Source organism: Faecalicatena orotica, assembly GCF_905197545.1.
GTDB classification, from domain to species: domain Bacteria; phylum Bacillota; class Clostridia; order Lachnospirales; family Lachnospiraceae; genus Faecalicatena_A; species Faecalicatena_A orotica.
The window spans coordinates 83,631-110,442 of the sequence record NZ_CAJJZH010000001.1 but is presented as its reverse complement, the minus strand read 5'-3'; the positions used below and the strand labels follow the sequence as shown (position 1 = coordinate 110,442).

The following is a 26,812-nucleotide window of genomic DNA, read 5'->3' as shown; positions in this document are numbered from 1 at the left end:
ACTGACAGTATTTACAGTCTTGTGCCCTTCTTCACTTCAATGAGTGTCTTGTCTTTGTTCAGTTCAACTCCAAATCCCGGCTTGTCGCTGACTTTCAGTTTTCCGTTAACCGGCATCGGCTCGTCTTTCAGAAGTGGATAGTACTGAGGTACTACCTTATCAGCCTGAGGAGCCATCATCAGGCATTCTGTGATCGGTGAGTTTGTCTTCGTTGTTACATAATGATAACTGTATGTGCCGCTTCCGTGAGGAATCACAAGTTTCCCGTGGGCCTCAGCCATGTTGCCAATCTTGATCAGCTCTGTCATACCTCCGCACCAGCCGACATCAGGCTGGATCACGTCAAGGTCGCAGTCTTCAATCAGCATGCGGAATCCAAACTTGGAAGCCTCATGTTCACCGCCTGTTACCATGATTTGATTGCCGGCCGCTTTCTTTAAGTCTCTGTAAGACCAGTAGTCATCCGGGTTAAAGCACTCCTCAATCCAGTTAAACTTCAGATCAGCAGATGCCTGCATCAATCTCTTAGCATAATACAGATCAAGTGCCATCCAGCAATCCCACATCAGCAGGAAATCGTCACCACATTTTTCACGCATATCGGCTGCCAGATCAATACTTTTCCTCAAGCCTTCCATTCCGTCATCTGGTCCGTAAACAAGCGGAATCTTTCCTCCAACAAATCCCATGTCCTTTGCAAGGTCCGGTCTCGGCCCGGTTGCATAGAATGTAAGTTCTTCACGGACTTTTCCGCCCAGCATTGCATACACAGGTTCCTCACGCAGTTTGCCGAGCAGATCCCATAGTGCGAGGTCAATCGCGGAGATTGCATTCATAACTACACCTTTTCGTCCATAATACAGGGATGCACGGTACATCTGGTCCCATGCCGCTTCAATCTCATTGGCATCTTTTCCAACTACAAACCGGTCCAGATGGTTCATCACAAGCCATGCCGCAGGGTAGCCGCCTGTGGTAATACCGAATCCTGTTACTCCATTATCGGCTTCCACCTCGACTACCAAAGTTTTCAATGCATTGATTCCAAAGCTGGTCCTTGTCGCTTTATACTCCGGATAGATGCTCATTGGTGTTGCAATTTGTCTGACAATCCAGTGTTCTTCACTCTGGTCATGATAATCTGCTCCGCCGCCCTCGACTACATATGCGCGGATTGCTGCAATCTTTCTTCCCATTAATGCCATGATAAATACCTTCCTTTCTTATAATTCATATATGTGAATCCAATTCTCATTTCTCACTAAGTTTATCATTTTTTTATAATTAAGTCAACACGGAATAGATCTTTTCGACAGTATAGTCAATTTCTCACGTTATTTTTTGTCTATTTTGCACAACCTCTTTCCTTTTACTTATTTTTTGTAGGATTGCTTTTTCAGAAAATATCAAGTATACTTTACTGGACAGCCGGAAGGCTGTCTTAATCTATGAGAGGGTAAAGTAATTACTATGTTTGTATTGATCTTCAACCAATTGTTAAAAATGCTTATCATTATGATACTGGCTTTCATCTGTTATAAACTGAAAGTTGTCACACAGGAGGGGAATAAAGCGATTTCCAATCTCCTGCTTATGGTTGTGAATCCTTGTCTGATCATTACTGTCTATCAGACCGATTACAACGCAGGCCTTGTAAAAGGTCTTCTGATTGCATTTGTCGCTGCCTGTGTATCCCACATCATCGGGATTGTTATGGCAAGATTTCTTGTTCCGGAGAAGAATAATCCGGAGTATTATCTCGACCGCTTCGGCGCTGTCTACTCCAATTGTGGTTTTATCGGCATTCCTTTGATATACAGCGTTCTTGGGAACGAAGGAGTCTTCTACCTCACGGCATATATGACGGTGTTCAATCTTTTCACCTGGACGCACGGACTCAGTCTTCTGGAGAATAAGTTTTCCTTAAAACAGCTTAAAGAGGGGCTTCTCTCACCCATGATTATTGCCACCCTTGCGGCAATTGTATTATTTTTTATCAGGTTCCGTATTCCGGCGACGGTTCTCGCATCAATGAATTATGTTGCAGACATGAATACACCGCTCGCCATGATGGTTGCTGGATTTTCTGTTGCACAGGCAGATTTGAAACGGATTTTTTCCAACCTGCATATATACTGGGTCAGCTTTTTAAAACTGATTGTGATGCCGCTGCTTGTAACCCTGTTCCTTTATATCACCAGAATCAGCCATGATATTGCCTACACCACACTGATCGCGTCTGCCTGCCCGACTGCTACGACTATGACTATGATGGCTATACGCTATGACAGAAATTATACATACGCCTCGGAAATATTTGCTTTCTCAACCGTTTTGTCAATGGTCACCATACCGGTTGTCACCTTTATCGCCGGATTTTTAATACACTGATTAAAAGACAAAGAACCGGCCAGTAATCCGCTTTTTTAAGCGTTATTACTGGCCGGTTCTTTTTTATGCCCGCATAAACTGATCTTATTTATCCATACAGTTCTGACATGGTGTATAGCCTTCTTTCTCCAATTCTTTCAGAGATTTTTTTGTTTTTTTCTTATTTTTATCTGCCATCTTTTTCACACTGCTGCAGGAAGGACGATGGACTTTCTTTGTATTTGTATTCAGAATATAGGAACCGCCATTTTTCTCTTCTTTCGTGTTCTTTACTGCCGGTTCTGCATCTGAACGGGTTCCTTTTGGTTCTCCTGCTCTCCAGCTTTCATCGGGCGACATATTCCATGTAATCTTCTTACCATCTGAGACAGCAACTATCGTTCCCTGCTCATCCGTCCTGAAAACTTTTATTCCCTCTGTTCTCAACAGGTTCATCACATCTGCATGGGGATGTCCATATGAATTGTCTTCCCCGCAGCTAATCACTGCATACTGCGGGTTCACTGCTTTTAAAAAGCCCTCTGTTGTCCCGCTCCTGCTGCCGTGATGACTAACTTTATACACATCCGCGGACAGTTTCTGCTTTGTTTTCAACATTTCCTGTTCTGATTCCTCTTCTGCGTCTCCCACAAACAGAAAATGGTTGTCTCCATGTTCCAATCTGATTGCAATAGAGTAGTCATTTGCACTGTCAAATTTACGGTCTGACGGAGCCGTTACTGTAAAGGAAGCATCCCCCAGCTGATAGGTGTCTCCCGTCTTCGGGTGAAGTGCTTTATAGTTTTTTGCCTTCAGTGTATCTACAACCTCTTCATATGTTTTCGTATCCTTACTGTAATCTGGCAGCATTACTGTAGTGCAGTCAAATTTATAGATAATGACATCCAGTCCCCCAATGTGGTCTGCGTCCGGATGGGTCCCGATTACATAATCCAGCTTCTTGATTCCCTGCTTCTGTAGATAACTCTGAACAGCAGTTCCTTTGTTGTTATTTCCTGCATCGATCAGCATTGCATGTCCATCTGACTTGATGAGCGTCGCATCCCCCTGCCCTACATCTATGTAGTGCACTTCAAGTAAACTATTACTGCTTTCTGTCCCGGCGGCTTCTGCTCCTTGTAAGCCTGTCATCCAGCCTATACAAAGCAGAAAAGCCGCCATGAATATTGAAATTATTTTGTTTCTAATAGCCCTTTTTTGCATATCTCTAATCCACGAACTTCACTGCCGTCCCATAGGCCATTACTTCTGCCGCTCCTGCCATGACGGCCGCGGAAGCATAACGGATATTGACAACCGCATCCGCTCCCAGCCTCTCGGCTTCCTCTGTCATACGCTTCGTCGCAAGGGCCCTTGCATCATTCATCATCTCATTGTAAGCTTTTAATTCGCCTCCGACCAGAGTCTTAAAACTTTGTGTAATGTCTTTTCCTACGTTCTTTGACTGAATGGTGCTGCCCTTAACCAGTCCGAGCATTTCAAACTTCTTTCCTGATATATAATCAGTATTTACTAAGATCATCTTCTTCTCCACTCCTTATCTCTCTAATTCTCTGGATGCATACCCCAAGTGCTACTCCTGCAAGTGCAAGAGGGATAACCGCTCCAATAATACATGCTGCTAATGGCGGCCTGAGTAAAAATACAACTACAGCAAAGCCGATAAAATATAATAATAAAAGTACTGTAATAATTACCGGAGCAACCATTTTCTTTCCATGTTTATTCATTACTTTCTACCTTCCCACGTTCTGTAAATGGCTTCCAGTGCATCTACTACACTATCCACACCCATCAGGCTTACATTGAATACCATCTCATGGGACTCGGCACTGCCCCATTCGCGCCCGGTATGTGCCTCATAATACAGTTTACGTTCCTTATCGACCTTCTTGATTTTATCCCAGGCCTGCTTTTCAGTCAACTTATAAATATTAGAAATTCTCCGGATCCGGTCTTCTTTATAAGAGTAAATAAATACATTAATACAATTTGAATAATCCCCGAGCACATAATCCGCACATCTGCCAACAAAAATACAGGAACTCCTGTCTGCCAGCTTCTTTATGATACCGGTCTGCGTCTCATACATCCTGTCACTTAACGGCGTGCCATAGACATCCGTTCCCATAAACGCTGTATAATCCCCTGTGCCAACCACATAGGCCGACAGAAACTTGCCCAGAATCGTCTCATCTACACGGGACGCCTCCTCATCACTGACCTTCAGCTCCTTTGCAGCCATTCTGATCAGGTTATGGTCATAAAGAGGAATGTCCAGACGTTCTGCCAGACGGTTTCCAATCTCATGTCCGCCACTGCCAAACTGTCTGCCAATTGTTATAATCGTGTGTTCTGTCATACTCTCAGCTCCTTTTCTCTGACAAATAGAATTACCGCCTTTTAGTTAGCTTTATTATAACTCATTTTAACTGAAAATAGATAGTTATTTACAGATAATCTTTGGCAAATATTTCTTCCGGCAGAGGCTTGCTGTAATAATACCCCTGAATCCTGTCCGCCCCCATCTCTTTCAGAAGTTCTGCCTGATCTGCTTTCTCAATCCCTTCCACTACAACGACCTGGCCAAGGCTGTGGAAAAGATCGATCAGTGTCTTTATAAGCACTTCTGAATCTGTATTCCCTGGGAAGCCTATCAGCAGGCTGCGGTCTATTTTCACACACTCGAACGGAAACTCTAGTACACTGGCCAGATTCGAGTAGCCAGTTCCAAAATCATCCAGATAAAACCCGATGCCAGCCCGGTTCATATTATGCATCACATTCTTCATGTATCTCATATCCTGAAGAAGCACCCGTTCCGTTACCTCTATCTTAAGTCTGCCGGGCTGCAGATGGTGTCGTTTCAGGCAGTCCAGAATCCGTTTTTCAATTCCTGCATCCGCAAACTGCTGCATAGATAAATTGATGGAAATACTCTTAATACTGCTCTCCGGATTCTTTTCTAACAGTTCACACACTTCTTCCAACACAATCCAGCTCAGTTCATCAATCAGTCCGGATTCCTCAGCAATGGGGATGAATCTGGACGGAGGCACCGGATTGCCCTCATAGTCATTCAGTCTCAGCAATGCTTCTGCAGAACTGAAACTGCCGTCTTTATGGCGAACAGGCTGATACCAGACTCTGAACCTTCTCAGTTCCACAGACCGCTGCATGATCTCCAGAATCTTCTTATCTTCTTCATATTTCTGTATCTCTGACTCCGCAAAATGGATACTGCGGTCAGGTGCTTCCTTCGCCTTCTGAATCGCATATTCCAAATGGTCCATCAGCTGCGACGGTGTAAGCTGCTGACCAACACAGTCAAGATACATAAATGCTGTTTTAATATGTGTATGTATATCCCCCACTGACCAGACGCCCTGGCATCTCTTTTTCACAATGCTGTAATTCTCTTTTGACTTTTCTTCTGATTCAAAAGGAATAATGAGGGCAAATTCTACATTTCCGAATCGGAAAACTTCTGCCCTGGGAATAATCCTGCTCAATTCAGTTGCAATTGTATAGAGAAATTCATCGCCTTTCTGATGTCCGTAGTTTTTGTTGATGACATCAAACTTTCTAAGTGCTGCCATAACAACCTGGAAATGCTGTCTCCCTGCAAGCCGCAAGGAGATATTCTCAAAAAAGCTCTCCCGGTTGCCTACCTTTGTCAGATGATCTTTCTTAAATTCCCGATTCTGGAAACTAATGAAAAGAATCAAATTGGCAATAGCCATGCCAGTCCCGTTCATGAGCATATCAGGATAACATAGTTGGAAAATACACATCAGTGCAATGATCGGAGGTAATGTGCGGATAATCCTTACAATCGATTCACTGACACTTGGACGGTTCCTCCAATAGCAGATGTAAACCATCACAATCTCAGCCGCCATTACTCCATACCCCAATACATTCAGTACTCCCCTGTGGTACCTTCCGGCATTATCAAAATAGAAAAGAATTCCTGTCCTGATATTAGTAATCAGTGCCGCAAAATAAATGATATTCACTGCTGCCAGCCCTTTGACGGCACGTATCAGACACTTCTTATCATATACATGCGCCAGCATCATAATAAACACATATGCCGCAATTATTGAGCATATGATGACCGTGAGCATGAAATAAATGCTGTTCAGAGCCATATTGACCCCATACGGGGTACCTCTGTGCCCTGCCGCAAACACACATACCGCATCCAGAATAATAGAAAACAGCGAAAGCCAAAGACATACACGGTATAATTTTTCTCTCGCGTTAATAACCGTACGCCTTTCATAAAAGTATAAGATCAGCACAACAATGACAATAAATGCCATGTATTCCCCTGCAAGTGACCAATGTATCATATACACACCCCGATTATGAATCATAATGGAGATATTATAGCATATTTTGACAATACTGGCAGAAACAATTTACATTCTGCTTTTCTTTTCACACTTTTTTACGGTGCAATAATGCATGATTATAAGCATATAATGAAATATTATAAAATTTCGCTTTTTTTATCTTGTAATGGGGAAATCAAAATGCTAGAATAGATACGCGTCAGACAACTTTATTACAGCAGTGGGGGAAATTAATATGTCATTCTTTAATAAATTAGATAATATGCAGAAACAGCGTGTTTATGGGATGGGCAATGCAATTCTGGGTTCTGTAATGTTTGCCTTTGGGCTTAATGTTTTTATCACGCCTCTTTCATTATATAACGGCGGCTTTATGGGTATCTCACAGCTGATCCGTACCCTGATTGTCCAGGTATTCCATTTTTCCTTTGGACAGACCGATATCGCCGGTATCATTTATTTTTTAATCAACATACCTTTGATCTATATGGCATGGAGCAAGATGGGTAAAGAATTCTTTGGACGGTCCGTTATTACAATTATTGTACAGACAGCGGCGCTTACCTTTTTGCCTGTTCCGGCCAGCCCGGTCATCGATGACTACCTGACCGCCTGCGTAATCGGGGGCATTATCGCAGGTACCGGTTCTGGCATGATCTTACGAGGCGGCAGTTCCGGCGGGGGACAGGATATTCTGGGAATTTATTTCACAAAGAAATTCCCGGGATTCAGCGTAGGCAAAGTATCCATCATCATCAATTTCTTTGTCTATGGCATCTGCCTTTTGATGTTTAATATTGAAATTGTTATTTATTCTTTGATTTACGGTGTTGTGTACTCCATCGCATGTGACCGCGTACATATTCAGAACATCAATATGAGTGTTATGATCTTTACAAAAAAGCTCGGAATCTCGAGGGCAATCATAGAACAGACCGGGAGAGGCGTCACTAACTGGGACGGGGCAGGTGCCTACACGAATGAGACATCGTACATTCTGTTTGTTGTTATTTCAAAATATGAGGTCAGCCAGCTGAAACGGATTGTGCGGAGCATTGACCCGAATGCATTCATGATATTTACGGAAGGGTGCTCGGTATCGGGTAACTTCGAAAAAAGGCTGTATCCATGACGGATACAGCCTTCTTTCACGTTATCAGACTATTTTCTTAAGAAGCAGTCTGTTCCTCATACTTCATACAGGCTTCTGCCCTCTGCTGCGTAAGCTTCCGCATTGTCATAAAATAGGCTGCCGCAAGTGGGATACATGCGCCAATCCATGCCAGCGGACTGGCCCAGCACGCACCAGCAAAACCAATGGAGGCTGTAAGGAAGATTGCGGCAAATGTCCTCATAACCAGTTCCATAATCCCAGCCACCGTAGGCATAAATCCTTTTCCGAGTCCCTGCAGTGTAAATCTATAGATGAACAACAGTGCCAGTACAAAATACATAACTCCATTGATCTGAAGATATGTCTGGGCCATACTCTGGACACCTGTTTCCCCTGATCCTACAAACAATCCCGCGAGCTGATACCCGGCAAAAATATTCACGAGTGCCATCACAATACTGAATCCCACAGATATCAGGCTGCATTGGAAAACTCCCTGTTTTATCCTGTCTATCTTTCCTGCACCATAATTTTGTGCCGCATAGGTCGCCATCGTTGTTCCAAAAGAGTTCATCGGCTGTGCCGCAATCTGGTCGATCCTTTGTGCCGCCGAGAATGCCGCAACTGCAATCGAGCCAAGCCCGTTAAGTACAAACTGAAGTACGACCGCACCAATTGCAATGATAGACATCTGGAACCCCATCGGCATCGCAACTTTAAAATGCTGGCCGATATCCCATCCAGAAACCTTCCAGTCATCCTTTTTCAGATGCAGTATCGGAAGTTTCTTCTTAATATACCATAAGCACATCAGCGCTGACGCCATCTGTGCAATAATCGTAGCCCAGGCTGCCCCGGCCACCCCCATTTTCGCTCCCATGATGAGTGCAAAATCGAGCACGATGTTCAGAATACATGCAATAATTAAAAAGAAAAGCGGTGTCTTGCTGTCCCCCAGAGCTCTGATGATATTGGATAAAAAGTTAAACAGCATACTGGCTATAATACCCCAGAAAATGATCACGATATACTCATATGCCGAATCAATAATCTCCGCCGGGGTCCGCATCAGTTCCAGAATATTTCTTGCCAGCGGAACGGAAACCACTGTCAGTACAACAGTTACTGCAAGACTGATCCACGCCCCTGCTGCCACACTCTTTCTGACACCGGCCTCATCTTTTGCCCCAAACCGCTGGGCTGTAATGATAGCGAGCCCGGCGCTCACGCCCATTGCAAATCCGAGTATCAGGAAACTAATACTGCCCGTGCACCCCACTGCCGCCAGTGCATGCACCCCTAATGTCCTTCCCACAATCAAGGTATCTACCATACTATATAACTGCTGAAAAATATTCCCGATCAATAAGGGAATCGTAAACATCACAATCAATTTCCACGGTCTGCCTTCTGTCATCTTTTTCGTCATGTCTTGTTACCTCCTGTTTTGCTTAAATTTGTTTCCAGTTAACTTCCTGCGATGGAAACATTTCCGGTAAACATGTTCTATTATAATCAATCCCGGAAAAAGCAGAATGTAATATGTTGTGCTTTAAATGTAGTATTTTGCTTTATTCATCCCGGACAACCCGCAGGACGGGCATGACTGCCAGTACCATCCATTTGACTTTTCTGCAGGAATGTTTATATTTTCATTGAATTATCCCCCCGTACAGGAGTATAATTTTTAGTACATGCAATTCAGGACGCTCTTATATCCTATGCGGTGTCAGACGAATTATCAGCATCAAATATCATTTATCCGGGAGGTGACTTTATGTACAGACAGGAATATGACCTGACTTATGATGACTTAAACCCTACTTTTTTATTTATCTGTAATCTGAAGCGTACAGAAACTGAAGAGAATTACCACAGTCATGAACATTTAGAGATTTCTGTCGTGACAAAGGGATATGGTACTTATTACATAGACGGAAAAGAATACCCGATCAAAGCCGGAGATCTGATTATCCTGAATCCCGGAACTTATCACAGAAGTCTCGTAACTTGCCCGCAGTGCTGTGCAACAGAGTATTACATCGGATTCAGCGATATACACATTCGGCATATGCCCCCAAATACCCTGCCTCTGCCAAACGGGAATATGATTATTCCTATGAAAGACGGTATGCGTCAGGATGTGTACCGTCTTTGTTCTGCTATGGGGAAGGAATTTCATACATGCCGCCCCGGACGCTACTTCATGCTGAAGTCCTACCTGATCCAGTTTATCCTGCTCCTGTTAAGAGACCAGCAGGAAGTCATGGAAGAACAAAATGGCTGTATCTTCGAATCTCCAAACAAGAAATACGTCGTAAAACAGATGATCCGCTACTTTAATGAACATTATCACGAAAAAATCTCGCTTGACCAAATCGCGAAGAACATGTATCTGAGTACATTTTATGTCTCCAAAATTTTCAAAAGTGAGACCGGTGATACCCCTATTAATTATCTGATCGAACTTCGAATGGAAAAAGCGCGGGAACTGATGGAGGAGTCTCCGGAACTTAGTATACAGAATGTGGCAGCTATGGTCGGGTATGACGACGCCTACCACTTCAGCAAGCTTTTCAAGAAACATTTTGGGACGGCACCCAGTAAATACCGGGCAATAGGGAATCAATAGCATGCAATGGAATCTTCTGGCGGTTCTTTTATGGCCAGATTATGATTTATACTTCGGGGTATATGCCCCGAAGTATTTTTTGTGCTAGCATCTTTTAGGGAACTGCCTGCTATATAGGGGTTTGGCCGAGAGCTTAGTTTGTTTAACTTCAATGACGTTCCAGCGAAGGGAACGACACATTTGCGAGTCAGGTAATGGCTAATGCGATAATTTCAATCCACGTTCCCGCGAAGGGAACGACCTTGCTATTTAATGATTTGAGCTTCGGTTTAAGCATTTCAATCCACGTTCCCGCGAAGGGAACGACGACATTTAAAGAACTATACATAGCAAACAATGGTTGATTTCAATCCACGTTCCCGCGAAGGGAACGACGTGTTGTATTTGGTCGCTCAGCAGAATTTGTGGAATTTCAATCCACGTTCCCGCGAAGGGAACGACGCAAAGGTGATCCTGCAAGAAAAACTGGAAAATATATTTCAATCCACGTTCCCGCGAAGGGAACGACAACGTGCCGCAGAAGTCCTTATACTGGCTGACAATTTCAATCCACGTTCCCGCGAAGGGAACGACGGCAAAATAAACAATTCCCACCCTTAATATTTAAGCATTTTCACCTAAATATCAGAGCAACTTGTCTACATTGCGCTCTTTTTTCTCTTTTTCATTTGCAAACGCACTCATTTTGTGTATTTTTTTGGTGCGAATCTCCCAGAGTTTTTATGTTCACTTCGGGTTCGCACTACATACTTAATATCTCGTCAAATGTTATTCGCCCCTCCGCACCAATATGTTTAACACTCACCTTATAGTTACGTCTCAATAAAAAATACCAAAGACTGTTAAGCTCTACATCTATGATAAATTTCAAGTCCCGTCCCCACAAGGGAACGACACTGTCAAAACCTATGTTTATGACAGAACAAATCGAATTACTGGCCCCTAAATAAATCAAAGTTCAGAAAAAGCCACCATTACGGCGGCTCTATCAATCCCAGTTAATAGCCTCATGTGGGATTGTTTCCGGGTCTGCAAGTGCTTCTTCGAGACTTGCTTTCTCGGCCAGAGTCAGCTTTGTAAAATCCGGATCCCACGCAAGGACAAGCTTACGAACAATCTCCAGTGCTAAATTTTGGTCACTCTCTGGCAATACCTCCATGAGATCAATCATCTCTTTGGTTGCTGTATTCATCTTCTTACCTCCTTTTATGGAGAAGATATTATTTATATATATCCCCTCTTGAATCCACATTGATAATATATAATATCTCTATTATGCCGTCTGAGCCATAATTATATATTATCCTATACTTGCCTACCCTTAGCCGCTTCCTGCCATCTGTAAAGCCCTGCAATAGCTTTATATCTCCCACGGGTGGCTTTTGCGTTAACCCTTCAATTCCTGCCTTTAAGCGCTGTTTTGTCGGTCTATCCAGTGCGTTAATATACTTAGCGGCTTTCTTACTATACTCAATTTGCATCTCGGTATCTCCTTTATTTTGATACCTTCATCATAGCATATTTAAACTATTCCAGCAATATATATATAAACTACTCTTCACTTTTTCATTCGTTCTAATTCTTTTTCCACGCAATCTTGTACAAATGCAGATAGTTTCATTCCTTTAAATTTTGCCGCCGCTTTATATTCTGCTTTTTTCCCCTTTGCTGCCATAACTGTTATTCTATCATATTTTTCTTTTTGATAGTTATTTACATAGGCTATTGCATCTTCCTTTTTTGCGTATGCCATTGTAACACCCCCTATTATATTAAAGGTAGCATATTTAAATAAATGTGTCAACTTTACTTGTCGGTATCGTCATATATTAATTAAAAAAGCATTTTGGAATATTTAAACTATTCTATCATGTACTTAACAACAAAACAGCACCACAAACTTATTTCAATCCACGTTCCCGTGAAGGGAACGACTTTCCAGCTACTAGCTCACAATCACATCCGGAATATTTCAATCCACATTCCCACGAAGGGAACGACTGAGGTCGTTCTGTTCCTCATCATTATTCTTGAAGTTTCAATCCACGTTCCCACGAAGGGAACGACGTTTACTGCCGCTTTCGATAGACTGCTTAACGCCGTTTCAATCCACGTTCCCACGAAGGGAACGACTGATCTGGTGCATGAAAAAGCCCGCCGGTGATAGTTTCAATCCACGTTCCCACGAAGGGAACGACGACAACTGTAATCAGCCGCGAACTTTCAAAAGTAGTTTCAATCCACGTTCCCACGAAGGGAACGACGGCAAAATAAACAATTTCCACCCTCAATATTTAGGGATTTTCACCTAAATATCAGAACACCTTGCCTACATTGCGCTCTTTTTTCGCTTTTTCATTTGCAAACGTACTCATTTTGTGCATTTTTTCTGGTGCGAATCTCCCAGAGTTTTTATGTTTACTTCTGGTTCGCACTACATAATTAATGTCTCGGCAAATGTTATTTGCCCCTCCACACCAATACGTTTAACACTTACCTTATAGTTACGTCCCAATTAAAAACACCAAAGACTGTCAAGCTCTACATCTATGATAAATTTTAAGTCCCGTCCCCACAAGGTAACGATCGCAAAATAGACAATTTCTACCTCTGATATTTAGGCATTTTCACCTAAATATCAGAGAAACTTGTCTACATTGCGCTCTTTTTTCTTTCATTTACAAATACACTCAATCTATGCATTTTTCCAGTGCGAATCCACCCGTGTTTGTTTATTTACTTCTGGTTCGCACTACATAATTAATGTCTGATCAGCCGCTACTCCCCTATCCACGCCAATGTGCTCCACCTTCGTTTTATAGTTATTTCCCAAATAGTAAAAGCGGAGGCTGTCTACATCTTCATCTATGATGTCCGATAACTTTGCTTTCAGCATAACACATTGAGCATTATCTAAAATACATTCAAAAACTGAATTCTGTACTCTTCTACCATAGTTTACGCATTGCTTTGCGACTTTCCTCAGCCGTCCTCTGCCCGCGGCAGTTTCGGTATTTACATCATATGTAATCAGTACCAGCATCTCCACACCTCATTTCCATAAAAATACCGGATATCCGTCAAGATCACCTCTAAGATATCTCGCAAGCAGCATTGCCTGTACATACGGAACCATTCCCCACTCTATTTTTTCTTTCAGGTATGGATGCGTCAGGGTTTCTTTCTTTTTATTCTGCCATTCTGTCAGTACAGTCCTGCGTAAATCGTCATCCATCAAAACCGCACCATTTTCCATTTTATCAAAATTCTTTCCTGTCACTATTTTTTTATTAACTAGTGACAGAACAAAACGGTCTGCCAATACTGCCCGCAATTCTTCGATAAGATCCAGAGATAATGATGCCCTTCCCGGACGATCGGTGTGTAGATATCCTACATATGGGTCCAGTCCGACAGTTTCTAAGGCTGAGGTAATTGTATTTGTCAATAATGTATAGACAAATGAAAGCAAGGCATTCATATTATCCATAGGCGGCCTTTTGTTTCTGCCGTGAAAAATAAAGTCTTTTTTCTGTTGAAGAATCAATTCGTCAAAAACACTAAAATATACGCTTGCCGCTTCCCCTTCGTAACCTCGCAGTTGATCTTTTGATCCACTATTCTGTATAAGTTCAAGCGAACTTTTCAAATTATCAGAAGCTTCCTTAACCTTACCGACATCAATCTGCATACTGTGATCTCTTGTGGCACGCTCCAGAACCCATCTTGCATTATGAACCTTACCAACAATGCAGTTTCTGGAAATTTCCATACTCCTCGCTTCATCAAGGCTGCTCTCATACTGCTGTTTTCTTAAAATCACGTTTCCCTTAACCTTGCCTGTAACCCTTGCCAAAAACTTTCCCTGCGGGGTCAGATAACACAGGGAAATATTTTTGTCTGCACAGGCACCCATCAATGCCGGGCTGGTCCCCCTATATCCAAAAGATACAATTCCTTCCAGATTATGCAGGGGGAGGCGCCCGATTTCCTTATCCGAATCCCAAACAACAACATTTTCGCCGTCCAGAGCCAAATAACTGTTCTCAGAGGTTACATAAAGCGTATTCAATAATTTTTTCATTCTTCATCCTCATTCAAAATCTGATGCATGTAATCCTTCACGGAAACTGCTTTCCCAAGTTTAGGAAGACATATGTCTTTTAGCGAACATGCGTTACACGCCTTGCTGTATTTTACTTTTGGTGTATAGCGTCTTTCATAGTACTTATGCATTTCATGAAAGATTTCATTTACCTGCTGGCGGAGGCCGTCTGTTATTTCTACAATTTCACGCCTTCGTGTTTCCCCGTAAAAAATAGCTCCTTCCGGGATAGATGTAGAAAACATCTCTTCCAGACATAGCGCCTGTGCCACGAGCTGTAATATATCTTCTTCACCTGCTTTAGGCTTCCCCTTTTTATATTCAATAGGATAGACGTTATACAATCCCCGGTGCCCCTGCAATTTAATCCCATCTTCATTTTTATGAAACTCCACCACATCACACTCACCGCTGACCCCCATTTTTCTGGAGGAAACCGGCAGTGCGCGGGTAATAAGCACATCCTTTCTTTTTTCTGTTAAATAGGGATCGTGTACCTTTTTGTGCATCAACCCGCCCACTGCAGTATGTACATTTTCATCCCATTGCTGCTCAATATGGATAAGTGCCCATTGCCGGCGACAAAATTTAAAATGCTGTATCCCAGATATCATTAAATACTCATCTTCACGGTATTCCATTATATTTTCCTTGTCATTTCCACTGTCTGCGGAATTGCATCCTCATGAATTTCCACCGTATAATCCTGATATTTCCTTGGAAATTCTACACCTTCTTTTCTCTTAACCTCTACCGCGTCAAATAACTTATAGGCCGGGCAGTCTCCTAATTCTTTACTATGCTTAAATACAATCAATTCACGGACTGCCATTTTACCTCTTGCTGCAGAATGGTCAAGTTCAAACATATTAATGATCGCCTCCCATAAAAGCTCCAGGTCGTCCTCTGAAAATCCGGTAACCTTTCTGGCAAGATTTGCAGAAATATATCCTTCTGCACGATACAGCGCATATGGAACGATACTTTTTCTTCCCATTTCTGTGCTCTTGTTTTCGGCATCCTTTTCTGTCGTAATTGCCACTCTTGTAATTGTTACTTCCTGACTGATAATAGGATCAATGCTTCTTGCGAAACCAAGCTGCACAGGACCTCTGACCTGACCGCAGTTCAGCGCCGCTTTTACAAATGTAGTCATAACAGCACCAAATGTCCTGATATCATAAAAGTTACTGCACATGAAATCCCTGATTTTCTCATCTGCTTTCGGATCTTTTTTCTTCAGGTCCTTTACAGTCTTATCGTTAACTCCAAGATATTCGTATGCCTCATTATCACTTCGGTTCAGAGGGACATCTTCTTTAATATAGATTCTGTATCCTGCAGCATCTTCTGCATCTTCTTTTACAGTCTCAACATAATTCCGGATCTTTCTCTTCAGGCAGACGTCTGTAACAAGTCCATAGCCGCTTTCCGGATCAATTCTCGGCATATTCCCTGCATCCGGGTCACCATTTGGATTTCCATTTTCCACATCAAATAAAATCACAAATTCATACCTGTTTTTAATCGCTTCACTCATTTACTTGTCCTCCTTTTTCTCATATCTTTTCTGAACCTGATGATAGTAGCCTAAAATAAATCTCCCCTGCTCTTCCAGTGTCATCCTCTTTGGAAATTCTTCTATGCTTCCCATAAGCTGTGTCAAAAGATTTTCATAATATATCTTAAAGCTTTTTTTAGAAGTTTCGATCTTTTTAACATGACTATTCTTCAACTTCATTAAGACAGGAAAGACAGATGCAGGGGTTGCGCATGCTGCATTAAAATACCTGTCCCGGATGGTTGCATTAATTCCCGGATTTGCTTCCTCCTGAATTGCTTCCAGTACAGAAAAAACTCTCCCCAAAACATACGCCGTATCATGATTTTCTTCATTGACTCCCATATATTTCTCTCCTTCCTCCATTACAGAATTTCTGATCAGGTAAGCTTTTGTAATCGCCGCACGGCCCCATGTTACCCGGCCCTGTTCCGACCTTATACGAATCATGAGGTTGCTGTACAGACTAACCGGGTATTTCCCGCCGGATAGTATTGCCTGCAATACCATAGCTGCCATATTTGAAACAGGCTTTTTCTCTTTCGATTTCTGGTTCACCGTTTCCTGAAGCATTTGCCACACTCCCAGATACTTCCGTTCTTCCCAGGATGGCTTCACAATCTCCATTCGTTCATAATGTTTCGCTATATTACTTAATATACTGCCAAAGCAATCCTGATAAAAAAACCTCACAGACAGCCTGGCCGCATTTGGTGCCAGCCCCATAATAAAGAATCGCTGGCTCGTATCCAACTCTATATCATCTACTGCAACCGCCCGATGCTCCTTTAAGGCATCAAAGATACCTTTCATTACCTCCTGATTATCCGGCTGGGGGGCGACAGACCAGCAAAAAGCATCCTGATAAATTTTATCCCCGTTTTCTGCCCAAAATACCACCATAGTATCCCCAAGCTGAAATGTGTACTCTCTCTGGGACAGCAGGTAGTTCAGTGCCGTAGTGTATGCAAATGCAGCATATTTTCCAACCGGGGCATTATAACTCTGCTCCTTCCCATATGACTCAAATGCCGGAGCATTAAAGGATACCAGCGCCGCACCGCTGGACTGAGCGCCCGGAACACCTTTGACCGTACTGTGGATTCTTGCGATTTCCGCCCTGTTTCCTGTTACCAGACAAATGCCGTCTGATTCTCCTGATTTCGATTCATTAGCCTGCATCCATGCCGTTCTAATTTCTGGATCATCCTGAGCATAATCCCCTCCCATACAGAATATCAGATTCGCACCTTCCGTAATTTCGTCCCAAAATTCCTGAAGCTCATAATGTTCTTTTGCACGTTCCGGTTCCCATGTCATGAAAAACTTTTTTATTGCTTCTGCCATGTTATTATGTACATTTTCCAGAATATCAATATGTTTTTCTTTTGCTGCCTGAAAACAGTCCAATACTCTTTGGTTCGTCCCCTCTTTATCAATTCCAAGTAAATATTTTGAATTGTCGCACAGAAAGTTAGAGGACACTCCTGACGATCTCGAAACCATTTCCGGAACTTCAATAGGGCGTGGAACCCATACCTGCTTCTTTCCCCTGTTATCCTCCAGCTTAAGATCGATTACACCTTTCAGCCTTCCGTCCTCTGCCAGATTCAATGCAAAAGAAACTTTTGCGTGACACCATCCCCTTCGGGAAACTTTTCCATCCTCCGCCAGAGTCTCATAATGTTTAACAAGTGCCTGCAGTATCATCGAACCACCTCACAGTCTCTCAGATCCAGTACGCCCCTTTTCATCACTGCCCTAAAAAACATTGGCTGGATATTTTCAGGGTCTGAATAATCCATATCATACAGCATAAATCCCAAATCCTTTTCCTCAACTGCTTCATAGGCTGTTATAATCTCTTCCTCTTCACAAAGGCAGAAATTGGCCGGAAATTCCCTGCAGCCGAAATACGGCATATGATAACATTCTCCTTTTCTCAGGCGCCGCATCATAATGTCCTTAAACTTACCCGGATTGTCACCTTCATTCGCTTTGTCAGTCATTTCAAAGTGAGCCTCAATGACATATTCCACATCACGAAGAAGCAATGATGCCCTCTGCACAATCTCTTCTTTGCTGCTCATAAATAAAGGTTTTTCCCCTCCATTATATACCGACAGAGCATTGTTCGCGGAGACTTTACTTTTTACTTCATTTCGCCTCACACTTGTAAACTGAATTGGCTTGTTCACATAAATCCTGTCGATGATCCACCTTAATCCCGGGTGCCAGTATATGGCTTCCAAAATTCCCCGGGCTGACGAAGGTGTCATGACATCGTAAGTACATCTTTCCACTTTCATCTCTGGGCGAGAGAATAGGGCAAAATCCCCCCATACTTTAACTTTCACACCAATCCCCATGTATTTTTCTCCTTCCTACTGTAATTTAACTTTTTCATTTGATGACTCATCCCCTTTATTCATTTCAATCCATGTCCCCACGAGGGGAACGACACAATCTTAACATTAACCCATAAGCGCCTGACAGATTTCAATCCACGTCCCCGCGAGGGGAACGACATTACCTGAATTGTTATGCGTAAGGAGATATGATATTTCAATCCACGTCCCCGCGAGGGGAACGACATGTATGCGACAGATATTTCATTCGGGCTAGGAATTTCAATCCACGTCCCCGCGAGGGGAACGACGTTATGGTTTCCCCTGTTTCCTCATCTGTTTTATATTTCAATCCACGTCCCCGCGAGGGGAACGACATTTGCCAGTTCCGATCCTCCCGGTCCGGCTTCGAATTTCAATCCACGTCCCCGCGAGGGGAACGACGCGAAAGATATGATGTTGGGAAACTATAAAGGGATTTCAATCCACGTCCCCGCGAGGGGAACGACGACGTTTAGGGAGCTGGTCGATTACATAATGGGTATTTCAATCCACGTCCCCGCGAGGGGAACGACATGTAGACTGCTAAAATATAACGGTTTATATATCATTTCAATCCACGTCCCCGCGAGGGGAACGACGACCATTCATTCCATTAAGCCCATCAAGGGGAATAATTTCAATCCACGTCCCCGCGAGGGGAACGACGTTATCCGGTGGCTTTTCTATTCCCAGAATTTAATTTCAATCCACGTCCCCGCGAGGGGAACGACTGCAAAATAAACAATTTCCACCTCAGATATTTAGACATTTTTAACTAAATATCAATATAGTTTGTCTACATTTTGCTCTTTTTTCTTTCTTTCATTTAAAAACACACTCAATTTGTGCATTTTTTCTGGTGCGAATCCCCCAGTATTTTTATGTTCACTTCAGGTTCGCACTAAATAATTAATGTCAAACCAATTTCTATCCTCACCTTATAATCATCTTCCAATTAAAAATACCGAAGACTGCTTCTCTATCTATATTATCAGATGATTTTGATTTTCACATAACACATTGAGCATTATCTAGAATTTATTCATTGCTAATGGTAAATGAAACTAGTAAACATTAACCTTGCTCATAAAAAATACTCCAAATTGCATACCCCCATACTATGTAAAATGATAAAAACACTTTTATAAGTGATTATTCCTTATTTTTAATAATAGCATAATTTGCTAGATATATTAATAGGTTATCTGTTCTTTATTTTTTTCAACTCAAAATACTACCGCCCTCCCATATTCCACATCCAGCCTCAACCCCATCTCTTCTGTATACTGCCCGTCATCCCGCAGCAGAAAGAAGTCTTCACCCCCGTCTTCTGAGATTGCCTGCAGCATTCCCGCGGCATTTAATTTATCAAAATCATTTTCATATACATTGATGCAGTATTGTCCTGCCTGACGCACCAGTTTTTTTGTAAAACCATTACGTTGTATTTCTTTAAGAAGATTATCTGCCTCTTCTTCCCGATTAATAAAGATTGTCGTTGTATTCTCTTCGATTAATTTGAATTCCTTTGCGACTTTTGTGAAAGGATACCTTCCACGCCTGAATTGTGCAAGTATGTTTTTCTTATTCAGACCCTCCCCACGGAAATGATACAGCATTTCAAAATATTCCATGATAGCTTCTAGTGATGAAATGTCCCGCCCATCCTCAATCAAATCGTTTGCCACCGCGATCTGCTGCCGCTGCCCGGATACATATCCCCTGTCTTCCAGCCTGAATATGTAAGTATTACTTTCTTCTGCTGATCTTTTTCCTTCCCTGTTACATCTTCCTGCGGCCTGTATGATGGAATCAACTCCTGCTAATTGTCTGTAGACAGACTGGAAATCCAAATCCACTCCCGCTTCTACAAGGCTCGTTGAAATGACGATGCATTTTTTCTCATTGTCTAAACGTCTCCTGATGTCTTCTAGTACACACTTCCTATGTTTCGGATACATGCTTGTGGATAAGTGATAGACGCCCTCACCTTTGAGCCTCTGATAAATGCTTTGGGCCTTCTTTTTTGTATTTATAATACAAAGCGCTTGTTCCTCTTTCTCCAGTTTCTCCGCTAATTCTTCTTCTGAAATCCGGCTCAGGTCCTTCAGTGTAACTCGTTTAAAAAACCGGAACTGCTCGTCCAGTCTCGGGCATAATTCCACCGCATCTATACTGCTCTGAAAAAACTGCTGTAATGCTGGTTGTGTCGCTGTGCAAAGAACAATACTGGCCCCATAATGCTGTATCAGTTCCTCCATTGCCGCAATACACGGCTTTAAATAATCGTTCGGAAACATCTGTGCTTCATCAAAAATAATGACACTATTTGCCATGTTGTGTAATTTCCTGCACTTAGATGACCTGTTTGCAAAGAGCGATTCAAAAAACTGGACATTTGTTGTAACAATGACCGGTTTGTCCCAGTTTTCCGAAGCCAGATGCATTGGCTTTAACTCCTCATCACTTTCATAATCGATATTATAATGATTTTCCAAAACATTATCTTTTCCCAAAATGTCGCTGAAGACTCTGGCATTCTGTTCAATGATGCTTGTATAGGGGATTACATAAATAATACGGTCCATCTTGTTCTTAACAGCATGGCGAAGTGCAAATGCCAGAGAGGCCACTGTTTTTCCGCCCCCTGTGGGTACGGTCAGGCGGAAAAGCCCCTTCCCTAATTCACCTTTTTCCAGACAGCTTCTAAGGATCTCCGTTCTTCTTCCGTTTACCGTATCCAGATTGTCATTGTCAAGCCACTTAGAAATATGCTGTTCCAGTTTCTTAAGAAGGGTTTCCATATCTTCTCCCGAATCACGCCCTGTCTCACCCTGTTTCATAAAATATTCTGTATCCAGAAAATCTGCATCTACCAGACACGAATATAGCATTCTTATAAACATGCTCAGGGCAAAGTCAAAATTGGCTGCGCTTTTTGGATCAAAGGGAGGATTTTTAAGAGCTGGGACCCTTATCTCCTGCTTATATGCCTCAAAATCTTTCACATTTTTCTTCAGCCGCCCCATCAGCGTAGCCGATGTTCCCAAATCCGCCTTCTCCCCTGTATCTGGCAGGCCGGAATGATGCCCCGCTATGCAATAACTCAGAAACCCATACAGACCTCCCATTTCATAACAAACTTTTGCCCCGGCAGTTGCATGGTCAACCTTTTTATCACTCCCTTGCAGCCGCTGCTGAAATTCCAGAGAATATTTTCCAATATCATGCAGCATACCACTGCAGTATCCCCATTCATAACACCCAAATGTCTCTGCGAATTTACCTGCCCGTTCCGCCGTGCCTGTCAAATGTTCCTTGATACTTTGTTCCCTTATTCCTTCAATATGAGCCAGATATTCCATAGTTACTCCTTTCCTCTTATACGACTACTTCATATGGTAACATTTCAGCAGACTCTTTAACCATTCCACATACATTTCCACAACGTCATCCGGTCCGAGAATTTCTGCACGATCACCCAAACTACTGATCCACCCGAAAAACTGTCTGCTTACATTAACAGCAGGATGAGCAATAAAGTGATCCGCATCATCCATATGAATCAAAATTCCTTTCCCAAAACGGTCTATTACGACACCAATCAGTTCATTTCCAAAACGCAGCTTTAAGCTTCGTTCTTCGCCACCGTACATACCAAACGTCTTCTTAGCAAATGCCGCCAGATCAAAACGGGCAAATTCTTTTCTCCCTGCTCTGCGTTCTTTCGTCATTTCAGTATTTATCATCTTATCAACTCTATAATATTTTACAGACTTCACCGCTGAATCATATGCAATCATATAATAATTTTCATCATCCCATGTAAGTGCCCAGGGGCTGACTATATAGAATTCACCATTCTGGCGTGCCTCAAATTTACTTGTTAGATTCTCCAGCTTCTTTATCAATTCATTCGTCTTGTTTTCCGTAATAAACTTTGATGCCTGTACTGCATCAACCAGTAATTTTAATTCCGGAAGTTCAAACTCCCTGCCTGCCACATAAAATCCGGACGGCTGCGTACGTTTGTTTATGATATCCATTCCAAATTCATTCAGGGCCTCAATGTCATCATATATACTTTTTCTTTCTGCACTTATTCCGTACCTTTTCAATTCATTAATCAGTTCCATTGTAGAAAGTACATGATCCTCATCCGTTTGTTCCAACAATATTTTCATTAAATACAGCAATTTTAATTTTGTCTCTCTTGTCGCCATATTTTTCGCTCCTTCTCACAATCGTCTAAGTCAATTATAAGTCACTGCAAATGTCAGAACAACCGTAAACCCCAGAATTTTACTCCCTTTCCTGCTTTACAGGTTCCACTTTTTCTTTTACTTTCATTCCGCTTATGACCTCACAAATAACTTTGGAATTTGTAATAAACCGTACTTTTACTTTAAAATTTTTCGAAACTTTAGAGTATATCCGCCCGGCTGTATAGGTTCCCGTCGCTGATGTGTAAGGCGTATTAGCAACATACCCGACTGTTCCTATGTTTTTTATCTTTACTACAATTGCATCCCCGTCATATGGATTATCGGGTTCCTTTACACATTTCAATGTCTTACCAATTTTAAAAGGTGTAACTCCAAAATAGTGATTAAAACCTGTAACTGTAACATAATGCTTCTTCATATTTCACGACCTCCTTTTGTTCATAAATAAACTTTAACAAATACCCAGTCCCAAAATCCGGCCTCACCCCTCGTACATACATTCGTTTTATTAAAAAAAGAAGACCGATGGCTCTTTATCTGCCACCAGTCTCCCACTGATTTCCATTCTTACTTTATAGAACTTCACCATTCGTCTCTATTACTTTCCTGTACCAGTAAAATGATTTTTTCCGGCTTCTGCTCAATGTTCCTTTTCCATCTTCCTGTTTATCCACATAGATAAACCCGTACCGCTTCCGCATCTCGCCGCTTCCTGCACTGATCAGGTCAATCGGCGCCCATGATGTGTATCCCATCAGCTCCACGCCGTCCTCCTCTACAGCCGCCTTCATTGCCCGGATATGCCTGCGCAGATAATCGATCCGGTAATCATCCTCAACCTCCCCGTTTTCATTCGGAATATCAACCGCACCCAGCCCGTTTTCCACAATAAATAATGGCTTCTGGTAACGGTCATATATCTGGTTCAGAGTGATGCGAAGTCCAAGCGGGTCGATCGGCCATCCCCATTCGCTGAAATCCAGATAGGGGTTCTTTGCAGATTTAAAGAGGTTTCCCCCTGCTTCTTCCCAGCCGCTTCCTGGTGCGGCGATGCATCTGCTGTTGTAGTAAGAAAATGAAATAAAATCTACCGGATGTCTCTTTAATATCTCTTTGTCCCCCGGCTCCATGACCGGAAATACACCATTTTTTGCAAGACGGGCTGACGCATAAGACGGATAATACCCCCGGGCCTGAACATCCACAAAGAAATAGTTTTCCTGATCCGTCTTAAGTGCCTCCCACACATCCTCCGGCTTACATGTATACGGGTAGGCACTGCCCGCCGCAAACATACACCCGACCTTATTTTCGGGGTTCACCTCATGTGCCATTCTGGTTGCCAGCGCGCTTGCCACGAGTTCATGATGAGCAGCCTGATATTTGATGCGCTCTTCATTTTCCCCGTCTTCAAAATAAATTCCCGCCCCCATAAACGGGGCATGCAGGATCATATTGATCTCATTGAATGTCAGCCAGTATGTCACATAATCCTTATAACGGTTAAACAGTACATCGCAGAGATGAAGATAGAAATCTATCATTTCTCTGCTTCTCCATCCCCCGTACTTCTTAATAAGGCCGATCGGGCAGTCAAAGTGAGAAATTGTAACCAATGGCTGAATCCCATACTTTCTGCATTCCTCAAATATTTCTTTATAAAACTGAAGTCCCTCCTCATTCGGCTCCTCTTCATCTCCATGCGGGAATATACGGGTCCATGCAATACTCAGCCGGTACACCTTGAATCCCATCTCTCCGAAGAGACGGATATCCTCCTTGAAATGGTGGTAGTGATCAATAGCCTCTATGGCCGGATACACATGAGCATCATCCATTTCCAGCATCTTCAAATGCCCTGTGATCACTGCCCCCCTGTCACTGCCGGACGGACACACATCTACATTTGCAAGCCCTCTTCCGCCTTCGAAAATCCCACCCTCACACTGGTTCGCCGCTGTTGCGCCTCCCCATAGGAAATTATTTTGAAATCCCATTCTAACACCTCTTATTTCAATACTTTCAACAGGTTTTCACCCGGATTAACCTGTTCCTTAACTGTCTCAACTACGTCCAAAAAGTCATCTGTGTTTGCAACAATGACAGGTGTTTCCATGCAGAAGCCTTTATTTTTAATAAATTCTATGTCAAACTTCACGAGAAGCTGGCCTTTCTGAACCCTGTCCCCCTGTTTTACAAGAGCCTCAAACCCTTCGCCCTCCAGCTGCACCGTATCCAGACCGATATGTATCAGGAGTTCTACCCCCTCATCCGTTTCCAGACCGAGAGCGTGCAGTGTCGGAAACAGTGTCGAAACAACACCGTCTGCCGGGGCGAATACCTTTCCTTCCTGAGGAAGAATCGCCGCCCCCTTCCCGAGAACACCGGATGCGAATGCATCGTCTTTGATGGATTCCAGTTTCAGGACTTCCCCCTTTATCGGGCTTGTAATATCTATCTGTTTTAAGATGCTGCTGTGTTCCTGCTTCCCGCCATCTGCCGCAGCTCCTTCCTCTGTCTGATTGTTTTCCACATCAATTCCATCGTTTATCTCTGTTTTTCCACATGCCCCCCCAATTTCTTTCACATCCTCTTCTCTGTAGAAAATCATCGTCGCCGCAAAAGCAAGCACCATCGTAATCACAACACCCACGACAGCTACGATCAGGTTCCCCATACTTCCGTCAGGCTCGATCATGGCCGGGAATTCAAAAATGCCCATACCGCCCATCATAAATTTTCTGAAATTGAACGCACCATAGAATCCCCCGCCGATTCCTCCGACGATACAGCTGATAATAAACGGTTTCTTTAAAGGAAGCAGGATACCATATATGGCCGGTTCTGTGACACCGAAAATACCCGAAATAAAGTTCGGCAGGGCCATTTCTTTTATTTGTTTGTTCTTCGTCTTGAAAAAGATTGCCAGCACAACCGCTGAGGTCGCAAACGTACATGCAAAGAACGGCATCATAACATTGTCAAACCCATTTGTCATTATGTTGTTAATATAGACTGGGATGAATCCCCAGTGCAGACCGAATATAACAAGAATCTGCCATGTAAGCCCGACAATCGCCCCAGCCAGCATCGGGCTGAAATTCCGTACTGCCATAACGCCCTCTGCAATAATCGTTGAGGCAAATGTAGCCAGAGGTCCGATCAGAAGAAGGCCTGCCGGAATTGCCACGAGCAGTGTCAGCATCGGGACAAAGAAGAACTTCACCAGATCCGGCACGATTTTATTAAAGAATTTCTCACACTTAGATGCAAAGTATACGACGAAGATCACCGGGATCACTGTGCCGGTATAATCCATTGCAATCAGCGGAATCCCAAAGAAATCTGTATACACCGCGGATTCAAACATCGTCCCTGAAAATAATGTATAAAGTACATCATTACCTGCCGAAAGCGCGCTTCCCTGTATGGCGGGATAGCACATGATTGCGCCGATCACGAGACCGAGCATCGGCTTGAGATTGAACTTCTTCGCCGCCGTATAACCAAGAAACAGCGGAAGGAAGGTGAACAGGCCGTCACCGACCGCATTCAGTACCAAATAACCGCCGCATGTATCAGAATACAGATGCAGAGCTACAAACAGGGCATTTAATCCCTTGATCATACCGCAGGCAGCCATGATTCCAAGAATCGGCTGGAAGATACCCGAGATGATGTCGATAAAACGGTTGAAAATATTCCCGGAAGGTTTTTCTTCTATGCCTGCCGCGCCTTCTTCCAACCCAATCAGAGGCATCACATCAGCATAGACATCCGGTACATGATTGCCTATGACTACCTGATACTGCCCACCACTTTTCATAACCGTGACGACACCGTCCATATTTTTCAGGACATCGTCCTTTGCCCTGCTTTCATCCTTTAACTTGAAACGAAGTCTTGTGATACAGTGTGTCAGACTGATGATGTTTTCTTTTCCGCCGACATTTTTGACAATTTCTTTTGCCAGATTTTCATACTTACCCATTTTCTTTCCTCCATTGATAAAAATTATATTTATGAAGGTTT

The 26,812-nt window shown here is 42.9% G+C and carries 24 protein-coding genes and 3 CRISPR repeat arrays; of the genes, 3 read left to right on the top strand and 21 right to left on the bottom strand.

Translation table 11 applies throughout. From position 1 onward, the window contains the following. Positions 1 to 11 precede the first annotated feature (11 nt). Entirely contained in the window at positions 12 to 1,205 is a 1,194-nt protein-coding gene (rhmD, locus tag ABIN22_RS00445; protein WP_346906053.1) for an L-rhamnonate dehydratase, read from the bottom strand. A gap of 265 nt (positions 1,206 to 1,470) precedes the next feature. Between rhmD and ABIN22_RS00440 the strand changes: the two genes are divergently transcribed. After that, positions 1,471 to 2,391: an AEC family transporter gene (locus ABIN22_RS00440; RefSeq protein WP_346906052.1), complete on the top strand. Its 921-nt coding sequence runs from the start codon at positions 1,471 to 1,473 to the stop codon at positions 2,389 to 2,391. A gap of 84 nt (positions 2,392 to 2,475) precedes the next feature. On the opposite strand, the gene ABIN22_RS00435 is transcribed toward ABIN22_RS00440, so the two are convergent. From ABIN22_RS00435 to ABIN22_RS00415, 5 genes are all read right to left on the bottom strand, one after another. Continuing rightward, on the bottom strand, positions 2,476 to 3,552 hold the full coding sequence (locus ABIN22_RS00435) for a ComEC/Rec2 family competence protein (RefSeq protein ID WP_346906051.1): 1,077 nt from the start codon (positions 3,550 to 3,552) through the stop codon (positions 2,476 to 2,478). A gap of 46 nt (positions 3,553 to 3,598) precedes the next feature. Beyond that, entirely contained in the window at positions 3,599 to 3,913 is a 315-nt protein-coding gene (locus tag ABIN22_RS00430) for a YbjQ family protein (RefSeq protein WP_109733684.1), read from the bottom strand. Then, positions 3,894 to 4,121, bottom strand: coding sequence for a hypothetical protein (locus tag ABIN22_RS00425; protein WP_109733683.1), 228 nt, complete (start codon positions 4,119 to 4,121; stop codon positions 3,894 to 3,896). The genes ABIN22_RS00430 and ABIN22_RS00425 overlap by 20 nt, the downstream gene beginning before the upstream one ends. Continuing rightward, positions 4,121 to 4,753: a cytidylate kinase-like family protein gene (locus ABIN22_RS00420; protein WP_109733682.1), complete on the bottom strand. Its 633-nt coding sequence runs from the start codon at positions 4,751 to 4,753 to the stop codon at positions 4,121 to 4,123. Before ABIN22_RS00420 ends, ABIN22_RS00425 begins: the two co-directional genes overlap by 1 nt. A gap of 88 nt (positions 4,754 to 4,841) precedes the next feature. Next, positions 4,842 to 6,749, bottom strand: coding sequence for an EAL domain-containing protein (locus ABIN22_RS00415; protein ID WP_346906050.1), 1,908 nt, complete (start codon positions 6,747 to 6,749; stop codon positions 4,842 to 4,844). A gap of 238 nt (positions 6,750 to 6,987) precedes the next feature. Here ABIN22_RS00415 and ABIN22_RS00410 point away from each other — a divergent pair, with 238 nt between their 5' ends. Further along, a complete protein-coding gene (locus ABIN22_RS00410) occupies positions 6,988 to 7,884 on the top strand; it encodes a YitT family protein (RefSeq protein ID WP_118620570.1) in 897 nt (298 codons plus the stop codon). A 37-nt stretch (positions 7,885 to 7,921) separates the two neighbouring features. On the opposite strand, the gene ABIN22_RS00405 is transcribed toward ABIN22_RS00410, so the two are convergent. Next, positions 7,922 to 9,295: an MATE family efflux transporter gene (locus ABIN22_RS00405; protein WP_118620569.1), complete on the bottom strand. Its 1,374-nt coding sequence runs from the start codon at positions 9,293 to 9,295 to the stop codon at positions 7,922 to 7,924. A 348-nt stretch (positions 9,296 to 9,643) separates the two neighbouring features. On the opposite strand from ABIN22_RS00405, the gene ABIN22_RS00400 reads away from it, so the two are divergent. After that, complete coding sequence (locus ABIN22_RS00400; protein WP_109733677.1) at positions 9,644 to 10,498, top strand: AraC family transcriptional regulator; 855 nt, start codon at positions 9,644 to 9,646, stop codon at positions 10,496 to 10,498. Between the two features lie 209 nt (positions 10,499 to 10,707). Beyond that, a CRISPR array of direct repeats spans positions 10,708 to 11,071; the repeat unit is 32 nt; unit sequence ATTTCAATCCACGTTCCCGCGAAGGGAACGAC. A gap of 415 nt (positions 11,072 to 11,486) precedes the next feature. Here ABIN22_RS00400 and ABIN22_RS00395 read toward each other — a convergent pair. The 14 genes from ABIN22_RS00395 to ABIN22_RS00330 form a co-directional block, all read right to left on the bottom strand. Next, complete coding sequence (locus tag ABIN22_RS00395) at positions 11,487 to 11,690, bottom strand: hypothetical protein (protein WP_109733676.1); 204 nt, start codon at positions 11,688 to 11,690, stop codon at positions 11,487 to 11,489. 28 nt (positions 11,691 to 11,718) lie between these two features. After that, positions 11,719 to 11,979: a type II toxin-antitoxin system RelE family toxin gene (locus ABIN22_RS00390; protein ID WP_109733675.1), complete on the bottom strand. Its 261-nt coding sequence runs from the start codon at positions 11,977 to 11,979 to the stop codon at positions 11,719 to 11,721. A gap of 77 nt (positions 11,980 to 12,056) precedes the next feature. Further along, a complete protein-coding gene (locus ABIN22_RS00385; protein WP_109733674.1) occupies positions 12,057 to 12,251 on the bottom strand; it encodes a hypothetical protein in 195 nt (64 codons plus the stop codon). Positions 12,252 to 12,401: 150 nt separating this feature from the next. Continuing rightward, a CRISPR array of direct repeats spans positions 12,402 to 12,762; the repeat unit is 32 nt; unit sequence GTTTCAATCCACGTTCCCACGAAGGGAACGAC. Between the two features lie 488 nt (positions 12,763 to 13,250). Then, the gene (gene cas2, locus ABIN22_RS00380) at positions 13,251 to 13,541 is read right to left on the bottom strand and encodes a CRISPR-associated endonuclease Cas2 (RefSeq protein ID WP_109733673.1); all 291 of its coding nucleotides are present in this window, start codon (positions 13,539 to 13,541) and stop codon (positions 13,251 to 13,253) included. 9 nt (positions 13,542 to 13,550) lie between these two features. Beyond that, the gene (cas1c, locus tag ABIN22_RS00375; RefSeq protein ID WP_346906049.1) at positions 13,551 to 14,582 is read right to left on the bottom strand and encodes a type I-C CRISPR-associated endonuclease Cas1c; all 1,032 of its coding nucleotides are present in this window, start codon (positions 14,580 to 14,582) and stop codon (positions 13,551 to 13,553) included. Further along, positions 14,579 to 15,244: a CRISPR-associated protein Cas4 gene (gene cas4, locus ABIN22_RS00370; RefSeq protein ID WP_346906048.1), complete on the bottom strand. Its 666-nt coding sequence runs from the start codon at positions 15,242 to 15,244 to the stop codon at positions 14,579 to 14,581. The genes cas1c and cas4 overlap by 4 nt, the downstream gene beginning before the upstream one ends. Further along, complete coding sequence (gene cas7c, locus ABIN22_RS00365; protein WP_109733670.1) at positions 15,244 to 16,143, bottom strand: type I-C CRISPR-associated protein Cas7/Csd2; 900 nt, start codon at positions 16,141 to 16,143, stop codon at positions 15,244 to 15,246. The genes cas4 and cas7c overlap by 1 nt, the downstream gene beginning before the upstream one ends. Beyond that, positions 16,144 to 17,874 (bottom strand): type I-C CRISPR-associated protein Cas8c/Csd1, encoded by a 1,731-nt coding sequence (gene cas8c, locus ABIN22_RS00360; RefSeq protein ID WP_346906047.1) that lies wholly within the window; start codon positions 17,872 to 17,874, stop codon positions 16,144 to 16,146. It abuts the gene before it with no gap. After that, the gene (gene cas5c, locus ABIN22_RS00355; protein ID WP_346906046.1) at positions 17,871 to 18,533 is read right to left on the bottom strand and encodes a type I-C CRISPR-associated protein Cas5c; all 663 of its coding nucleotides are present in this window, start codon (positions 18,531 to 18,533) and stop codon (positions 17,871 to 17,873) included. The genes cas8c and cas5c overlap by 4 nt, the downstream gene beginning before the upstream one ends. A 61-nt stretch (positions 18,534 to 18,594) precedes the next feature. Continuing rightward, positions 18,595 to 19,285: a CRISPR direct-repeat array (repeat unit 32 nt; unit sequence ATTTCAATCCACGTCCCCGCGAGGGGAACGAC). Positions 19,286 to 19,780: 495 nt separating this feature from the next. Continuing rightward, complete coding sequence (gene cas3, locus ABIN22_RS00350) at positions 19,781 to 21,919, bottom strand: CRISPR-associated helicase Cas3' (RefSeq protein ID WP_346906045.1); 2,139 nt, start codon at positions 21,917 to 21,919, stop codon at positions 19,781 to 19,783. Between the two features lie 24 nt (positions 21,920 to 21,943). After that, entirely contained in the window at positions 21,944 to 22,777 is an 834-nt protein-coding gene (locus ABIN22_RS00345) for a helix-turn-helix transcriptional regulator (RefSeq protein ID WP_346906044.1), read from the bottom strand. 79 nt (positions 22,778 to 22,856) lie between these two features. Beyond that, entirely contained in the window at positions 22,857 to 23,198 is a 342-nt protein-coding gene (locus ABIN22_RS00340) for an HIRAN domain-containing protein (protein WP_346906043.1), read from the bottom strand. Between the two features lie 154 nt (positions 23,199 to 23,352). Then, positions 23,353 to 24,777, bottom strand: a complete 1,425-nt coding sequence (locus tag ABIN22_RS00335; RefSeq protein ID WP_346906042.1) for a 6-phospho-beta-glucosidase — start codon at positions 24,775 to 24,777, stop codon at positions 23,353 to 23,355. Between the two features lie 11 nt (positions 24,778 to 24,788). After that, positions 24,789 to 26,771: a beta-glucoside-specific PTS transporter subunit IIABC gene (locus ABIN22_RS00330; RefSeq protein WP_346906041.1), complete on the bottom strand. Its 1,983-nt coding sequence runs from the start codon at positions 26,769 to 26,771 to the stop codon at positions 24,789 to 24,791. Positions 26,772 to 26,812: the final 41 nt, after the last annotated feature.

Coding starts and splice junctions, on each gene's coding strand:
- ABIN22_RS00420 (WP_109733682.1), bottom strand. CDS start 4,753: ATGACAGAACACACGATTATAACAATTGGCAGACAGTTTGGCAGTGGC.
- ABIN22_RS00410 (WP_118620570.1), top strand. CDS start 6,988: ATGTCATTCTTTAATAAATTAGATAATATGCAGAAACAGCGTGTTTAT.
- ABIN22_RS00385 (WP_109733674.1), bottom strand. CDS start 12,251: ATGGCATACGCAAAAAAGGAAGATGCAATAGCCTATGTAAATAACTAT.
- cas1c (WP_346906049.1), bottom strand. CDS start 14,582: ATGAAAAAATTATTGAATACGCTTTATGTAACCTCTGAGAACAGTTAT.
- ABIN22_RS00390 (WP_109733675.1), bottom strand. CDS start 11,979: ATGCAAATTGAGTATAGTAAGAAAGCCGCTAAGTATATTAACGCACTG.
- ABIN22_RS00425 (WP_109733683.1), bottom strand. CDS start 4,121: ATGAATAAACATGGAAAGAAAATGGTTGCTCCGGTAATTATTACAGTA.
- rhmD (WP_346906053.1), bottom strand. CDS start 1,205: ATGGCATTAATGGGAAGAAAGATTGCAGCAATCCGCGCATATGTAGTC.
- ABIN22_RS00395 (WP_109733676.1), bottom strand. CDS start 11,690: ATGAATACAGCAACCAAAGAGATGATTGATCTCATGGAGGTATTGCCA.
- cas8c (WP_346906047.1), bottom strand. CDS start 17,874: ATGATACTGCAGGCACTTGTTAAACATTATGAGACTCTGGCGGAGGAT.
- cas3 (WP_346906045.1), bottom strand. CDS start 21,919: ATGGAATATCTGGCTCATATTGAAGGAATAAGGGAACAAAGTATCAAG.
- ABIN22_RS00345 (WP_346906044.1), bottom strand. CDS start 22,777: ATGGCGACAAGAGAGACAAAATTAAAATTGCTGTATTTAATGAAAATA.
- cas7c (WP_109733670.1), bottom strand. CDS start 16,143: ATGAGTGAAGCGATTAAAAACAGGTATGAATTTGTGATTTTATTTGAT.
- ABIN22_RS00415 (WP_346906050.1), bottom strand. CDS start 6,749: ATGATACATTGGTCACTTGCAGGGGAATACATGGCATTTATTGTCATT.
- ABIN22_RS00400 (WP_109733677.1), top strand. CDS start 9,644: ATGTACAGACAGGAATATGACCTGACTTATGATGACTTAAACCCTACT.
- ABIN22_RS00440 (WP_346906052.1), top strand. CDS start 1,471: ATGTTTGTATTGATCTTCAACCAATTGTTAAAAATGCTTATCATTATG.
- ABIN22_RS00335 (WP_346906042.1), bottom strand. CDS start 24,777: ATGGGATTTCAAAATAATTTCCTATGGGGAGGCGCAACAGCGGCGAAC.
- cas5c (WP_346906046.1), bottom strand. CDS start 18,533: ATGGGGATTGGTGTGAAAGTTAAAGTATGGGGGGATTTTGCCCTATTC.
- ABIN22_RS00405 (WP_118620569.1), bottom strand. CDS start 9,295: ATGACGAAAAAGATGACAGAAGGCAGACCGTGGAAATTGATTGTGATG.
- ABIN22_RS00430 (WP_109733684.1), bottom strand. CDS start 3,913: ATGATCTTAGTAAATACTGATTATATATCAGGAAAGAAGTTTGAAATG.
- ABIN22_RS00340 (WP_346906043.1), bottom strand. CDS start 23,198: ATGAAGAAGCATTATGTTACAGTTACAGGTTTTAATCACTATTTTGGA.
- cas2 (WP_109733673.1), bottom strand. CDS start 13,541: ATGCTGGTACTGATTACATATGATGTAAATACCGAAACTGCCGCGGGC.
- ABIN22_RS00435 (WP_346906051.1), bottom strand. CDS start 3,552: ATGGCGGCTTTTCTGCTTTGTATAGGCTGGATGACAGGCTTACAAGGA.
- cas4 (WP_346906048.1), bottom strand. CDS start 15,244: ATGGAATACCGTGAAGATGAGTATTTAATGATATCTGGGATACAGCAT.
- ABIN22_RS00330 (WP_346906041.1), bottom strand. CDS start 26,771: ATGGGTAAGTATGAAAATCTGGCAAAAGAAATTGTCAAAAATGTCGGC.